11 protein-coding genes and 2 pseudogenes are annotated in these 13,509 nt (G+C 71.6%); 4 read left to right on the top strand and 9 right to left on the bottom strand.

Annotated elements, in window-relative coordinates; all coding sequences use genetic code 11:
• Positions 1 to 138 precede the first annotated feature (138 nt).
• From ACWGE1_RS16870 to ACWGE1_RS16860, 3 genes and pseudogenes are all read left to right on the top strand, one after another.
• Positions 139 to 366: a hypothetical protein gene (locus tag ACWGE1_RS16870; RefSeq protein WP_453421269.1), complete on the top strand. Its 228-nt coding sequence runs from the start codon at positions 139 to 141 to the stop codon at positions 364 to 366.
• A gap of 69 nt (positions 367 to 435) precedes the next feature.
• Positions 436 to 2,321 (top strand): annotated as a pseudogene (locus ACWGE1_RS16865) (glycoside hydrolase family 15 protein).
• A complete protein-coding gene (locus ACWGE1_RS16860; protein WP_453421268.1) occupies positions 2,314 to 3,702 on the top strand; it encodes an MFS transporter in 1,389 nt (462 codons plus the stop codon). The pseudogene ACWGE1_RS16865 and the gene ACWGE1_RS16860 overlap by 8 nt, the downstream one beginning before the upstream one ends.
• A gap of 34 nt (positions 3,703 to 3,736) precedes the next feature.
• Here ACWGE1_RS16860 and ACWGE1_RS16855 read toward each other — a convergent pair whose 3' ends face one another.
• Complete coding sequence (locus ACWGE1_RS16855) at positions 3,737 to 4,549, bottom strand: N-formylglutamate amidohydrolase (RefSeq protein WP_453421267.1); 813 nt, start codon at positions 4,547 to 4,549, stop codon at positions 3,737 to 3,739.
• A 241-nt stretch (positions 4,550 to 4,790) separates the two neighbouring features.
• Between ACWGE1_RS16855 and ACWGE1_RS16850 the strand changes: the two genes are divergently transcribed.
• Positions 4,791 to 5,363, top strand: coding sequence for a rhodanese-like domain-containing protein (locus tag ACWGE1_RS16850; RefSeq protein WP_453421266.1), 573 nt, complete (start codon positions 4,791 to 4,793; stop codon positions 5,361 to 5,363).
• Here ACWGE1_RS16850 and ACWGE1_RS16845 read toward each other — a convergent pair.
• The 8 genes and pseudogenes from ACWGE1_RS16845 to ACWGE1_RS16810 form a co-directional block, all read right to left on the bottom strand.
• Positions 5,308 to 6,146, bottom strand: a pseudogene (locus ACWGE1_RS16845) (IS5 family transposase). The gene ACWGE1_RS16850 and the pseudogene ACWGE1_RS16845 overlap by 56 nt on opposite strands.
• A gap of 123 nt (positions 6,147 to 6,269) precedes the next feature.
• The gene (locus tag ACWGE1_RS16840) at positions 6,270 to 6,764 is read right to left on the bottom strand and encodes a hypothetical protein (protein WP_453421265.1); all 495 of its coding nucleotides are present in this window, start codon (positions 6,762 to 6,764) and stop codon (positions 6,270 to 6,272) included.
• A 336-nt stretch (positions 6,765 to 7,100) separates the two neighbouring features.
• Positions 7,101 to 7,805 (bottom strand): hypothetical protein, encoded by a 705-nt coding sequence (locus ACWGE1_RS16835; RefSeq protein WP_453421264.1) that lies wholly within the window; start codon positions 7,803 to 7,805, stop codon positions 7,101 to 7,103.
• Entirely contained in the window at positions 7,802 to 8,329 is a 528-nt protein-coding gene (locus ACWGE1_RS16830) for a SigE family RNA polymerase sigma factor (RefSeq protein ID WP_453421263.1), read from the bottom strand. The genes ACWGE1_RS16835 and ACWGE1_RS16830 overlap by 4 nt, the downstream gene beginning before the upstream one ends.
• A gap of 128 nt (positions 8,330 to 8,457) precedes the next feature.
• The gene (locus ACWGE1_RS16825; RefSeq protein WP_453421262.1) at positions 8,458 to 9,996 is read right to left on the bottom strand and encodes a pectate lyase family protein; all 1,539 of its coding nucleotides are present in this window, start codon (positions 9,994 to 9,996) and stop codon (positions 8,458 to 8,460) included.
• A gap of 115 nt (positions 9,997 to 10,111) precedes the next feature.
• A complete protein-coding gene (locus ACWGE1_RS16820) occupies positions 10,112 to 11,281 on the bottom strand; it encodes an alpha/beta hydrolase (protein ID WP_453421261.1) in 1,170 nt (389 codons plus the stop codon).
• A 230-nt stretch (positions 11,282 to 11,511) separates the two neighbouring features.
• The gene (locus tag ACWGE1_RS16815; protein WP_453421260.1) at positions 11,512 to 12,186 is read right to left on the bottom strand and encodes a response regulator; all 675 of its coding nucleotides are present in this window, start codon (positions 12,184 to 12,186) and stop codon (positions 11,512 to 11,514) included.
• Entirely contained in the window at positions 12,183 to 13,499 is a 1,317-nt protein-coding gene (locus ACWGE1_RS16810; RefSeq protein ID WP_453421259.1) for a sensor histidine kinase, read from the bottom strand. Before ACWGE1_RS16810 ends, ACWGE1_RS16815 begins: the two co-directional genes overlap by 4 nt.
• Positions 13,500 to 13,509: the final 10 nt, after the last annotated feature.

The raw sequence follows: 13,509 nt of genomic DNA, 5'->3' as shown, positions 1-13,509 counted from the left end.
GCCCGGTGGTCCCCCCCCGGGCCCCGGCCCGGCGCGTCCTTCCGACGCGGGCTCCGCACGCGACTGCATCCTTTGGCCTACTGCGTTTTCGGCCTTGTGGAGGACGATCCCGCGGCACCGCCGCGAGAGGGTTGATCCGTGCGAACAACCATCGGATACACGCTCGAGAGCATCGGCTACGTCGTAGGAGCCCAGGGGCTCGTCAGCTTCGCTTCACAGACCTTCTTCGGCACGGAGTGGGGCTGGATGCACAAGGTCGTCGACCTTCCGTCCACCGCCTACCTCGGCGTCATCGCCGTGGGGCTGGCGCTCGTCGTCGTCGGGGTGAGGACGCGGAAGGCACCCGAGCACCGGCAGGCCGCCTGACCGCCGGGCGGTCGAGGGGATGGGCGCCTGCGCATGCGCAGGGACGGCATCCGGTGCACGCTGTGACTTGTGAACCGATACCCGCCGATCGCCGACCACGGTGTGGTCGGCGATCTGCAGACGGCAGCGCTCGTGTCCTCCGGCGGAACGATCGACTGGTGGTGCACACCCCGGTTCGATTCGCCGAGCGTCTTCGCCTCGCTCCTGGACAGTGAGCGGGGCGGCCATTGCAGGCTTGCCGCCGAGCTCCCGGACGAGAACGGCGGAACGGTTCGCCAGCTGTACCTCTCCGACACCGCGGTCCTGGTCAACCGCTTCCTGACTCCCGACGGCGTCGGCGAGGTCGCCGACTTCATGGTCCCGATCGAGGGCACCGTCGCCACCGACCGGCACCGCCTGGTCAGGGTCGCCCGGGTGGTCCGGGGCAGCCTGTCCTTCACGTTCGACTGCCGTCCGCGCTTCGACTACGGGCGCGCCTCCCACTCCCTGACCCGCACGGACGACCACTCGGCGGTCTTCCACGGTCCGGGGACGGATCTTCACCTCCAGTCCACCGGCCGCGTCACGCTGCAGGCCGACGGCGACGACATCACGGCCCGATTCACCCTCGGGGCCGGGGAGGTGGCCGCCGTCGTGCTGACCAGCACCGCGAGCGGGGGCCCGTGCCGGATCCGCCCTTCCTGGAGGGCATCGCGGACGAGCTGGAGGCCTGTCGTCTCTTCTGGCACGGATGGCTGCTCTCCTCCACCTATCGCGGCCGCTGGCGGGACATGGTCAACCGTTCGGCGATCACCCTCAAGCTGCTCACCTACGCCCCGACCGGGGCGCCGATCGCTGCGGTGACCATGGGGCTGCCCGAGCAGATCGGCGGCGAGCGCAACTGGGACTACCGGTACACGTGGGTCCGCGACGGCTCGCTGTCGGTGCGCGCCCTGGTCGATCTGGGTTTCGAGGAGGAGGCCCATGCCTTCCGCCGCTGGCTGCGCGACCGCATCGAGGCCGGCGCGACCGCCTCGGGCGACCCTTTGCAGATCATGTACCGGGTCGACGGGGAGCCCCATCTGACCGAGGAGATCCTCGATCACCTGGAGGGCTACATGGGCTCCGCGCCCGTACGGGCGGGCAACGCGGCGGCCGACCAGCTCCAGCTCGACATCTACGGCGAGGCGGCCGATGCCCTCGCCGTGTCCGGCGACACGGGCGCCATCCGCGGCTGGAAGGCCATCAGCGACGTACTGGACTGGCTCGCCGACAACTGGGACCGCCCGGACGAGGGCATCTGGGAAACCCGTGGGGGCCGCCAGAACTTCACCTACAGCCGGCTGATGACATGGGTCGCCTTCAACCGCGGCGTCCATCTGGCGATCTCCCACTCCCGTCCCGCCGACGTCGCCCGCTGGACCGAGGCCCGGGACGCGGTCTTCCGACAGATCGTCGAACGCGGGTGGAGCCAGGAGCGGCAGGCGTTCGTGCAGCACTACGACACGGACGTGCTGGACGCCTCGCTCCTGCTCATGCCCAGGGTCGGCTTCATCTCGCCCCTGGACCCGGACTGGCTCAGCACCCTCGACGCGATGGACCAGGAGCTGGTCAGTGACAGCCTGGTCTACCGGTACGACCCGGCGGCCTCCCCCGACGGCCTGCGCGGTTCGGAGGGGACCTTCAACCTCTGCAGCTTCCTCTACGTCGAGGCCCTGGCGCGGTCCGGCCGGCTCCAGCAGGCCCGGTACGCCTTCGACAAGATGCTCACCTACGCCAACCACGTCGGCCTGTTCGCCGAGGAGACGGGGCCTTCGGGCGAACAGCTCGGCAACTTCCCCCAGGCGTTCACGCACCTCGCGCTCGTCGCCGCGGCCATGGCCCTGGACGAACAGCTCGACAAGGCCGAGACCCGGCCGGGAAGGGGCGCCGGGCGCCCTCGTCCTCCGAAACTCGGGAACCGGGCCGGTGGCTGACCCGGGCGCCTCGGGCCGCCCGTCGACGGCACAGCGAAGGATCCTGGCCCCGCTGGCGCTCGCGCAGTTCATCTGCAGCTTCGCCGGCTCGAACATGAACGTGATGATCAACGACATCAGCACGGACCTCGGCACCACCGTGCAGGGCGTGCAGATCGCGATCACGATCTTCCTGCTCGTCATGGCCGCACTGATGATTCCCGGCGGCAAGCTGACCGACCGCTACGGCCGCAAACGCTGCTTCCTGGCGGGTCTCGCCGTGTACGGGATCGGCGCCCTGCTGAGCGCGGCGGCTCCGGGCCTGGGCGTCCTGATCCTCGGCAACTCGATCCTCGAGGGTGTCGGGACGGCCCTGCTCATCCCGCCCGTCTACATCCTCACCACGCTCCTGTTCACGGACACGGCCTCCCGGGCCCGCGCGTTCGGGGCCATCATGGCGCTGGGCGGCATCGGCGCCGCGGCGGGTCCGCTGATCGGCGGGCTCATCACCTCGTGGATCGGCTGGCGGGCCGCCTTCGTGTTCCAGGCCCTGGTGGTCGCGCTGATCATCGTGCTGAGCCGTCACATCGAGGATCCGCTGCCACCGGACCCGACCCGCACCTTCGACACCGTCGGAGCCGTCCTCTCCGCCGCCGGTCTCGTCCTCGTCGTGATGGGCATCCTGGCCGCAGACAACAACGTCTGGCTGATGATCGGACTGCTCGTTCTCGGCACGCTCACGCTGGTGTGGTTCTTCCGCTACGTGCGCGCCCGCGAGGCGGCCGGCAAGGAACCCCTGCTGTCCACCAGCCTGTTCCGCAACCGCACCTCCAACCTCGGCCTCGTCACCCAGAATGTCCAATGGCTGATGCTCATGGGGTCCTCGTTCACGGTGGCGGCCTACCTGCAGGTCGTGCGCGGCTATGACGCCGTCGAGACCGGCGTCATCTTCACCGCGGCCACCCTCGGCCTGCTCGCCTCCTCCCTGGCCGCCGAACGCCTGGCGAAACGGCGGCCCCAGCGCACCCTCATCACCGCGGGGTTCGTGGTGACGATCGCCGGCATCGCCCTCCTCCTCGCCATGGTCAACAGCTTCCCGAGCGCCTGGGCCTTCGCTCCCGGGCTCCTCCTGCTCGGGCTGGGCCTCGGCGTGATGCTGACCCCGTCGGTGAACGTCGTCCAGTCGAGCTTCCCCGAGGAGCAGCAGGGCGAGATCTCCGGCCTGTCCCGCAGCGTGTCGAACCTCGGCTCCTCGCTGGGCACGGCCGTCGCCGGCACGATCCTGGTCGCCGGACTCAGTACCGGCGCCTATGCCGCCGCCATGATCGCGCTCGCCGTCCTCGGGTTCATCGGGCTCGCCGCCGCGGTCCGCCTGCCCAGGACACCGGCCACGGGAGACTGACCGGAGCACCCGGCCGTGCCTGCGACCCGCCCGGCTACGGGAGCAGGCCGCCCACGAGCTCCGCCAGGGCCGCCGCCAGCGCGGGGAGACCGGGTCCGGCGGGGCCGCCCGGCTCGGACATGTAGACGTCCCGGCGGATCTCGACCATCAGCGCGCCGACCCGGTCGTCCTTGCCGTAGTACTTCAGCGGCACGTACGTACCGCTGAAGGGGCTGTCGAGCCCCGTGCCGCCGAAGCCCGCGAACGCCTTCTCGGCCGCGGCGAGGAGGCCGGCCGGGGTGTGGAACGGGTCCGTGCCCAGGCAGATCGGCGGCCGGACACCGTCACCGTGCAGTTCGTACGGGAGGGGCTGCGTCGGGTACGAGTGCACGTCGATGATCACGGCTCGTCCGGCGGCCTCCAACCGGTCCTCCACGGCCCGCGTCATCGCCTGCGCGTACGGGTGGAAGTAGCGGTCGATCAGAGGCCGCCCGTCGAAGTCGTCCGGACGCAGGGGCCCCCGCCGGGTGGTGCGCGTGTACACCGCTCCCATACCTGCGGCCAGCATCTCCTCGCGCTCGTCGGGGAATCGCTCGGGGTCGATGACGAGGCGGGACAGCCCGTTGACGAACTGCCACGGGGTGACGGCGGACCGCGCCGCGGCCGCTGCGGCTATGTCCGCGGTGTGCGAGTCGGTGATGTGGTCCAGCTCCTGCTCCAGCGCCGGGTCGTCCAGCACGATGCCGCGGCGGACGGACTGCGGTATCAGGCGCGAGGAGTGGGGCACGTGCAGGATCACCGGCGACGCGTCGGCGCCGGGAAGAAGCCGGAAGGATCCGGACGGCTGGTTCATGTGCGCTTCATCCATGTCGGCAAGCATGACGCGGGGATCTGACATTCCCGGCTCCCGGCTCCCGGGAGCGGGGAGGCGGAGGCCGTGAGGGGTCCTGGAGGGGTCCTGGCGCCGTGCGCTGTTGCCACAACATGGCGAACGCATGGCAGTCGTGCGGGGCAGCGGCCGTGAGGGCGCTGCGGTGTCTAGGATCCCCGGCACGTGCCTCCGGCCTTCCGCGCAGGCCCTCCCCCTCTGCCAAGGACCACGATCCGCCATGAGTGATTCCACCGCCCTGAGCGTGAGCGAAGCCTTCCCCCGCCACCGCGAGCTGACCGTCGTCGATGTGCGCACTCCGGGCGAGTTCGCGTCCGGCCATCTGCCGGACGCCGTCAACATCCCTCTCGACCGCATCGGGCAGGCGCTGCCGGATCTCCGGCAGGCCGCCGCGGACCGGCCCCTGCTGGTGGTGTGCGCCTCCGGCGCCCGGTCGGAGAACGCCGTTGCCACTCTGGCCGCCCACGGCATCACCGCGTCGAGCCTGACCGGCGGCACCACCGCCTGGGCGGCCGGGGGGCACCGGCTCGAACGTCCCGAAGGCCGTACGCGGAACGTCTGGGCCATGGAGCGCCAAGTCCGTTTCACCGCGGGCTCCGTCGTGCTCCTCGGCCTGGCCCTCGGCTCCCTCGTCCACCCGGCCTTCCGGCTGCTGTCCGCGGGGATCGCGGCCGGCCTGGTCTTCTCCGCCCTCAGCAATACCTGCGGCATGGCGCTCGTGCTCGGCAGGCTTCCCTTCAACCAGCGGGCGAAGGAGTCCCTGGACAGCCCGCTCCCGTCCGTCGCCCCCTAGGAGTTGTCGTCAAAGTGTCACGCCACATCAGGAGCGAGGCGAGGGTGACGGCTGCGTGGTGGGACTGTGCGGTCTTCTCGTACCGGGTGGCGATGCCGCGCCACTGCTTGAGGCGGTTGAAGCACCGTTCCACCACGTTGCGGCGCTTGTAGATCCCGCGGTCGAAGGCCGGCGGGCGGCCGCCGAGGCGGCCGCGCCGGGCTCGGTTGGCGACCTGGTCAGACCGCTCGGGAATGGTGTGGGCGATGCTGCGGCGCCGGAGCCAGGTGCGGATGGCTCTCGAGCTGTAGCCCTTGTCGCCGATGACGTGATCAGGCTTTGTCCGGGGCCGGCCGAGCCCGAGGCGGGGCACCCGAATTGCGTCCATCACGGTGGTGAACTGGGTGCAGTCGTTGGTGTTGCCGCCGGTCAGCGCGAACGCGAGCAGGCGTCCGGATCCGTCGCAGGCCAGGTGGATCTTGCTGGTCAGCCCGCCCCTGGACCGTCCAAGGGCCGGGCTGCGGAGCCCCCTTTTCGAGCCCCGGCAGCGTGCTGGTCGGCTCGAACGATGCTGGAGTCGACCGACACCACCCATTCGATGTCGCCCGCCGCGTCCGCGTTGGCCTGGGTGGCTTGGAGCATCCGTTCGAACGTGCCGTTCGCTGCCCAGCGGCGGAAGCGGGTGTGGAGGCTGGCCCAGGAGCCGTATCGCTCAGGCACGTCCCGCCGGGCGACCCCTGTGCGGAACTTCCACACGATCCCGTCGAGGACCATCCGGTCGTCCAGTCGGGGCCGCCCCAGCACGGGACGGGGCAGCAACGGCTGGATGAGTTCCCACTCAGCATCGGACAGTTCATGGCGGCGTATCACCACTCCATGATCCGCGATCCAAGGTCACTTTGACGGCAGACCGCGGGACGCAGACCCTCAGACCCCGGCCGTGCAGAACACGCACGCCTGCCAGAACGGCAGCGCGTCCAGCACCCGGTGGCGTACGCAGGAGGCCATCGCGGCCTCCCGTGGCTCGGGCAGGACGCCCGTGCCGGCCCTCGCGGTCGCAGGGTCGAACTCCTCCACCATTGCTCGGTACGTGCGCAGGTACCCCTCGGCCCGTGGCGGCTCGTACGTCAGTTCCTCCCACCGGTGACGGGACAGCGCCAGATCGAGGACGCGCAGCAGGAAGTCCTTGGCCGTGGCTCGCTCCTGCGGTGTGTCCCCCCAGTCGAGCTCCGCCAGGCCGAAGCCAACCGCCCCACGCCCCATCACGTTCTGGTCCTGGAGCGTCAGCAGGGCGGCGAAGCGGAAGTCCCACGGCCTGTGGGCCAGCGCGGACACGGCGAGCATCAGCACGTCCACGAACACCGCCGTTCCGCTGTTGGTCATCTCCAGGTACCGGCCGTCACAGCCGTCAAACACGTTCATGTCTCGAGAGTAAAGAGAGGGGTGAGGCCACACCCTCCGCTTCGTGTTCTGACACAGACCCGACGGAACACTGGCGTCCGCCCCAACCGCACTGCCCATAGTCCCCGGCACCGCACCTCGCCCCCCCCAACTACCGCTGGGAGGCTCCCAACGTTGCCGTAGCGCCCGAGTGCGTCCAGCACTCGGGCCCTCCTCCGCCTTGCGGTGCGTGGCATCGGAGGCCGCGGGCCTTACCGACCTTTGACGACACGACCGAGGGGGTGTCCGTCCCCGGCATCCTCGGCACGCCGAACCGCTCTGCCCCGTGCGACGGTTCGCCGTGTGGGGCGGCCGTGCCTACGCGAACCCACCCCACACGGCGGCTCCGCTCTCCGCGGCACCGGCACCGGCGTCGATCCGGTACGTGTCGGCCTTCGCGTCGCGCCCTCCGGCAGCGTGGTCGTACTGGCCGGCGAAGACGTGCTCACCGGACGGGACGGTCCTGCCGGGTTTGAGGGTCCACCGGTAGACGAGGAAGCCGCCCTCCTCCCGCGCGGTGAGGTCGAAGTCCGCGGCCGGGCGGGTCCGCCAGCTACCGGTGTTCTTCACCCCCTCCGTGAGGGCGATGCGCAGCTCGACGACGAGCGCCGTGAGCGGCTTCCCCGCCTTGAGGGTGACGTTGCTCTGTGCCCAGTAGGCGTTGCTGTGGGGGTCGACCGATCCGTCGGCCCACAGCGGACCGTCCTCGGTCCGACTGCCCTGCATCGGTGGGGCCGTGCGGTCGGCGGCGGACGGGGCGGCGGCCGGCGGATTCCGTGGTGGGTCCGGGGTGTGCACGACGGCGACCACTGTGAGGGCGCTCGCCGTCAGGGTTCCGGCGGTGGCCAGGGTCGCGAGGACGATCCTCGGCCAGGTCAGGGCGCGGGTGCGCGCGCGGTCCCGCGATCGGCGGGCGGTGTCGGGACGGGCCGTGCCGCGCTCGATCCGGGCCAGCATGCGGGCCCGGTCGGGCAGGTGGGCTTCGGCGCTCTCGCGCAGCAGGCCGCGCAGTTCGTCGGTCACCGGGTTCCCCTTCCGACCAGCTCGTCGGCGGCCCGGGTACCGAGCAGCCGCTGCAGTTCCGCCGTCCCCTTCGAGGTCTGGCTCTTCACCGTACCCACCGATATCCCGAGCGCCGCAGCGGTGTCCTTCTCCGAGAGGTCGAAGGCGTACCGCAGCACCACGCAGGCGCGTTTGCGGAACGGGAGCGTGTCCAGCGCGGCCCGTACGTCCATGACGGCGGCCATGTCCGGGCCGTCGGTCCGCTCCGGGCGGTGCGACCAGAAGAGCAGGACGCGCCGCCGCTCGCGCACCGTGCTCCGGATCCGGCTGCGGGCGAGGTTGGCGACGATTCCGCGGGCGTAGGCAGCGGCGGAGTCGGCACGGCGGGCCCTGTCCCAGCGGTGCCAGAGCGCGACCATCGCATCCGCGGCGAGGTCGTCGGCGGCGTCCGCCTCCCCGGTCAGCAGGTACGCCAGGCGGGAGAGTTCGGCGTGGTGCCGTTCGAAGAACGCGTGGAATTCTGCGGCCGCCTCGTCTTCGGTCATGGCCTCGGTGGTACGGCCTCTCGGTGTGACGGGGGCGGTCTCGGGCAGGTGCCGGAGCGTAGCAGTCCGCCCGAGTGTCTGTTCGGGTGCCTCGGTTCGCCCGGGCCTGGTCCGCACGGTGGCCCCCATCAGCCCGTGGGGTTGCGGCCGTCGGCGCCGGCCAGGTACTCGGCGAACCGGGCGGACTTCCATGAGAAACCCCCCATGCCGGTCCACGGCCCCTCGGCCTTCACCGCCGGGTGGGCCCCGGAGCCGTCGGCGGCGACCGTCGGCGTACGGCCGTCGGCCGGACCGGAGGGGGCGGGTGCCGCCTTGCCGCCGGTCTCGGTGAGGATGCCGGCGCCGGCCTTCGCCGCCAGTTTCGCCGGCAGTCCGGCGGCGGGTTCCAGTCCGGCGGTGAGGCCGGGCCGCCAGGCGACGGTGGTCCTGATCTTCTTTCCGGGGTTGGCGGAGTTGTGGGCGGCGACGAGGTCCACGGGGGCGCCGCCGACGAGGTTGCCGCTGCCCGCGATGGCTCCGGTGCCGTCGCCGCTGAGCAGCTGGGAGATCTTCCGGTCGGGGGAGAGCTTCCAGTGGTTGTTCTGCGCCACGACCTGGGCGCCGGCCCGGGAGTTGACGCTGTAGCTGTGCGCGTAGCCCTCCGATGCCGTGGTGTCGTAGTAGTTGTCGTACAGGTGGATCTGGCCCACCCGGGCGAGAGGGGCCCGCTGGACGATGCCCCGGAAGACGTTGTGGTGGAGCGTCACCCGCAGTTTGGTGTCCTTGTCGCTGCTGCCGATCAGCATGGTCTTGTCGTGGTTGCTGAACGTGTTGTATCCGACGGTGACCAGGTCGGAGGCGTTGGTGATGTCGAGGGCGCCGTCGTGCACCTGGTACTCGCGGCCGAAGTGGACCGGGTTGGCGGAGTCCGGGTGCGGGACGTCGGAGAAACTGTTGTGGTCGACCCAGACATGGGTGGCGCCGCGCAGGCTGACGGCGTCGTAGGCGGAGTTCCAGTTGCCGGCGGAGCCGTCGGTCGGGTCCCACTGGGGGAAGCAGTCCCGGACGTCGGTGAGCGACAGGTTGCGGATGATCACGTTGTCGGCGTTCTTCACCACGAGGCTGCCGCCGGTGATGCCCGCTCCGGTGCCGGGCACCCCGATGACGGTGGTCCGCGCCGGCACCGTGAAGACCATGCGGGCTGCCTGCCTGGCCTGGGCCGCCCTGCGGGCGTTCTCCTGGGTGCCGGAGGGCACCTTGGAACGGCCCCAGACCGCGGGATCGTAGGCCTTGAGGTAGGAGTCGAGCGAGTAGCCGGTGCCCATGGCGTAGTCGGCGCAGCTCTGCGGCTTCCCGCTGTCGTCCGTGTTGGCGTCGATCAGGCCCTTGACCCGGACGATCCGCGGGGCGCCAGCCGGGCCCGCGGCCAGAGCCCTCGCCAGCTCTGCGCGGGTGGAGACGGTGAAGACGTGGGCCGCGCCCGCGGCCCTGCCGCCGGTGGTGCCCGAGCCGCTCGCGGCCCAGCCGTCCCGGGCGGGCAGCACCCCGTGGGCGAGGTCGTCGGGTGCCACGGCATCGGCCTTCGCGACGAGCGGTACGGCTCCGAGACCGGCGGCGACCAGGGCAGCCGCTCCGGCCAGGGCAAGCCTTCGACGTCCGGTGGGGCGGCGGTGAGGGGAAGCGGACATGGGCGGTGGCTCCTAGGGACGAGACGCACGGTTCACCCCTCAGTTGCCGCCGAAGCCCGAAAGGTTGCCGGGCGGCCGGGGTACGCGCGCAGCGGCCCGTCGCCTTGCAGCCGGGTCAGCGGGTGTCCGTGTCCGCCCCGTTGAGGAAGTCGAGCAGGATACGGCGACCGGTCTGGGAGGTCAGGCTGCCGTGGGCGTCGTCGAAGGCGTGCTCGGCGAAGGGCAGTTCCTTGACCGTGGTGTCGACACCGCGGTCCCGCAACGCGGCACCGAAGTGCTTGATCGTCCCGGGGCGGGAGCTGCGGTCGCGGTCGCCGACGACGAGGAGGGTGCGCTGAAGGCCTGCGCGTATGTCGGTGGTCGGGGAGACCTCGCGGTAGCGCTCCGGATACTGGGCAGGTGTGCCGCCGGTGAACTTCTCCGCGGCCGGGCGGCTGCCGGCGACGTCCTCGTTCCACATCCGGGTGACGTCGGTGACCGGGTAGAAACCGACGACGGATGCCGGGGGCCTGGGGGTCGCGCCCTCGGCGGCGGCTATGGTGCCGTTCTGGAGGCGGTAGGCGGTGTTCATCGCCAGCGCTCCGCCCGCCGACATGCCGCCCAGCGTGATGCGGGAGGCGTCGATGCCGTACTCGCCGGTGTGCTCCTGCACCCAGGCCAGGGCGGCCAGCAGGTCCTGGGGGGCCTTGTTCCAGGTGGGGCGGGCGGGCGTGGCCAGGCGGTAGTCGACGGCGAAGACGGCTGTGCCGTGGTCGGCCAGCCAGCGGCCGGTGCCTCGCAGGTCGCTCTTGTCGAAGGTGTGGAAGCCTCCGGCGTGGGCGAGGACTATGGCCGGCACGCCCTTGCCGGAGCCGTTCCCGGAGCCCTTACCGGGCAGGTACACATCGGCCTTGAGCTCCTCGCCGTCGCGGGTGGCGTACGTCGTGGTCGCATCCGGCCTGCTGTCGGGGTAGCCGATCCCGGTGAGCACCTGGGAGAAGGAGACGCTCGCTCCGGCGTTCCCGGCGGCCACGAACTGGACTGCGCCGATTCCCAGAGCCGCCGCGGTGGACAGTGCGGTGACCGCGGTGAGCGTTCGTCCCCAGCGCACCAGACCGGCGCGCAGGACCAGCACCCCGAGGGCGACGCCGATCAGGGCGAGGCCGGCGATGTGGAGGGGGTACTGGCCGCCGAGTACGGGGCCTATCACCCCGGCCTTCGGGAGGGCCGGAACGTATGCGCCCAGCGTGATCACGGCGACCGTGAACGCTATGAGGGAGGCGGCCGAGGCGGCCACGGCGCGCACGGCTCTCGTGAGGAGGCCCGGCGGGGCAGCGGTCGATCCTGCAGACGCTTGGCGTCGGCGTACGGACATGGCGGCGTTCCTCCACGGTGCGGGGCCCGGAGGCGGACGCGGCCTCCGGTCAGGTACACCACGACGATCGCCTGCCCGCCCCGTCATCTGCGTCCCCCGGCGGAGCCAACCTGCGGTGTAGCTCTCCAGGGGGACACGGCACCGTCGCGGCGGGCCCGTGCTCAGGGGGCTGCGCCGCCGGGGGTGACCAGGCCGCTCTCATAGGCGAAGACGGCTGCCTGCGTGCGGTCGCGCAGCTGCAGCTTGCGCAGGATGCGGCCCACGTGGGTCTTGACCGTCTCCTCCGCGACGGTCAGGACCTGGGCGATCTCGGCATTGGACAGGCCCTGGGCCACCCGTGCGAGGACCTCGCTCTCGCGGTCGGTGAGTTCGCCGATGCGTACCCCGGTCGGCCGCTTGGCGGCGGGGCTCACGCGGGAGAACTCTGCGATGAGCCGTCTGGTGATGTCGGGCGAGAGCAGCGCCTCCCCGCGCGCCACCACCCGGACCGCGTCGGCGAGTTGGATTCCCGAGGCGTCCTTGAGGAGAAAGCCGGAGGCGCCGGCGCGCAACGCCTCGTACACGTACTCGTCGAGATCGAAGGTGGTCAGGATGAGGATCTTCGAAGCCGTTCCGGGGCGGGAGGTGATCCGGCGGGTGGCCTCGATGCCGTTGAGGCCGGGCATGCGGATGTCCATCACGATCACGTCCGGCGCCAACTCCTCGGCCAGGGTGACGGCGTCGGTTCCGTCCTCGGCGGTGGCGACGACCTCGATGTCGCTCTGCGCGCCGAGCATGACCGCGAAGGCTTCCCTGACCATGGCCTGGTCATCGGCGATGACCACACGGATCGTCATGCGGAGGGCTCCCTTTCGGCGGCAGAGGCGGCGGACGCGGTGGCGGCCGACGCGGTGGCGGCCGACGCGGTGGCGGCCGACCCGGTGGGGGCCGACCCGGTGGGGGCGGGCAGGGTCGCGGTGACCTCGTAGCCTCCGTCAGGAGTAGGGCCTGCGGCCAGGTCCCCACCCAGCATCGCCGCGCGCTCCCGCATACCGGTGACGCCGTGACCGGTCCCCGGGGAGGGATCGGCCGCGTGCGCGGCAGGCCCGTTGACGACCCGCAGGCACAGGGCGGTCGGCGTGTAGACCACCGCGACCCCCGTACGGGCGCCGGGAGCATGGCGCAGCACGTTGCTGAGGGCTTCCTGAACGATGCGGTACGCCGACAGCTCCACACCCGGGGACAGGTCCCGGGGGGCGCCCTCCACCCGGACGGCGATCGGCAGTCCCGCGGCGCGCACGTTGCCCAACAGCGTGTCGAGTCGGGCCAGGGACGGCTGCGGGACCGGCACCGTCGCGCGGCCGTCGGGGGCATCGGAACGCAGCAGGCCCAGGAGCCGGCGCAGTTCGGCGAGCCCTTCCAGCGCGTTGGCGCGGATCGACGCGAGTTCGGTGACCAGTTCCTGTGGGGGGTCGGGGACGCGGTAGGGAGCGGCGTCGGCCTGGATGGAGATGAGCGACATGTGGTGGGCGACGACGTCGTGCAGCTCGCGGGCGATGCGGGCGCGTTCCTCCAGGACGGTGCGCAGGGCCCGTTCGTGGGCGGTGGCGGCGATCTGCTCGCCCAGGCGCGCCCGGTCCTCGCGGCGGCCGCGTGCGACGGACGCGATGAGCACGGCCAGTGCGAACAGGACGAGGGCGCCGACGATGACCGTCCAGGAGCCGACGGCGCAGCCCGCGAGTTTCAACAGGACGGCAAGCAGCGCGCTCAGCACCGCCGCGGCGAGGGACGACGCGGGGCGGACCCGCAGGGCGAGGAGGAAGAGCGCCCCCGCGTGCACCACCCACGCCCATATGAGGTTGTCGTGGGTGGGCGGATGGCCCAGCGTGATGCCGATGACGAAGGCATCCGACAACCACCAGGCGGCGGTGGGCCACCGCAGCGCCACCACCAGCGTCGCCGCGTGGGCGATCGCGAGGGCCCTGGCTGTCGGATCCGCTCCGGTCGCCGACAGGGCCACCGCGCCGAGCACCACACCCGTATGGGGCAGCCGGCGCAGCTGACGCGGCCAGGACAGCGGCGGCATCGGCCGGCGGCGGGCGGTGAGCAGGTCCGCCCGCACCGCGTGAAGAACGGGTCGGGCCGCCATCGGCGCGGTGGTCTCGTGCACCCGATGATTA

The organism is Streptomyces sp. NPDC054932, assembly GCF_053610205.1.
Note: the sequence above shows the minus strand (reverse complement) of the source record. Positions and strands in the feature narration are given on the sequence as shown.

Coding starts and splice junctions, on each gene's coding strand:
- ACWGE1_RS16825 (WP_453421262.1), bottom strand. CDS start 9,996: ATGTCCGCTTCCCCTCACCGCCGCCCCACCGGACGTCGAAGGCTTGCC.
- ACWGE1_RS16840 (WP_453421265.1), bottom strand. CDS start 6,764: ATGAACGTGTTTGACGGCTGTGACGGCCGGTACCTGGAGATGACCAAC.
- ACWGE1_RS16815 (WP_453421260.1), bottom strand. CDS start 12,186: ATGACGATCCGTGTGGTCATCGCCGATGACCAGGCCATGGTCAGGGAA.
- ACWGE1_RS16850 (WP_453421266.1), top strand. CDS start 4,791: ATGAGTGATTCCACCGCCCTGAGCGTGAGCGAAGCCTTCCCCCGCCAC.
- ACWGE1_RS16855 (WP_453421267.1), bottom strand. CDS start 4,549: ATGGATGAAGCGCACATGAACCAGCCGTCCGGATCCTTCCGGCTTCTT.
- ACWGE1_RS16830 (WP_453421263.1), bottom strand. CDS start 8,329: ATGACCGAAGACGAGGCGGCCGCAGAATTCCACGCGTTCTTCGAACGG.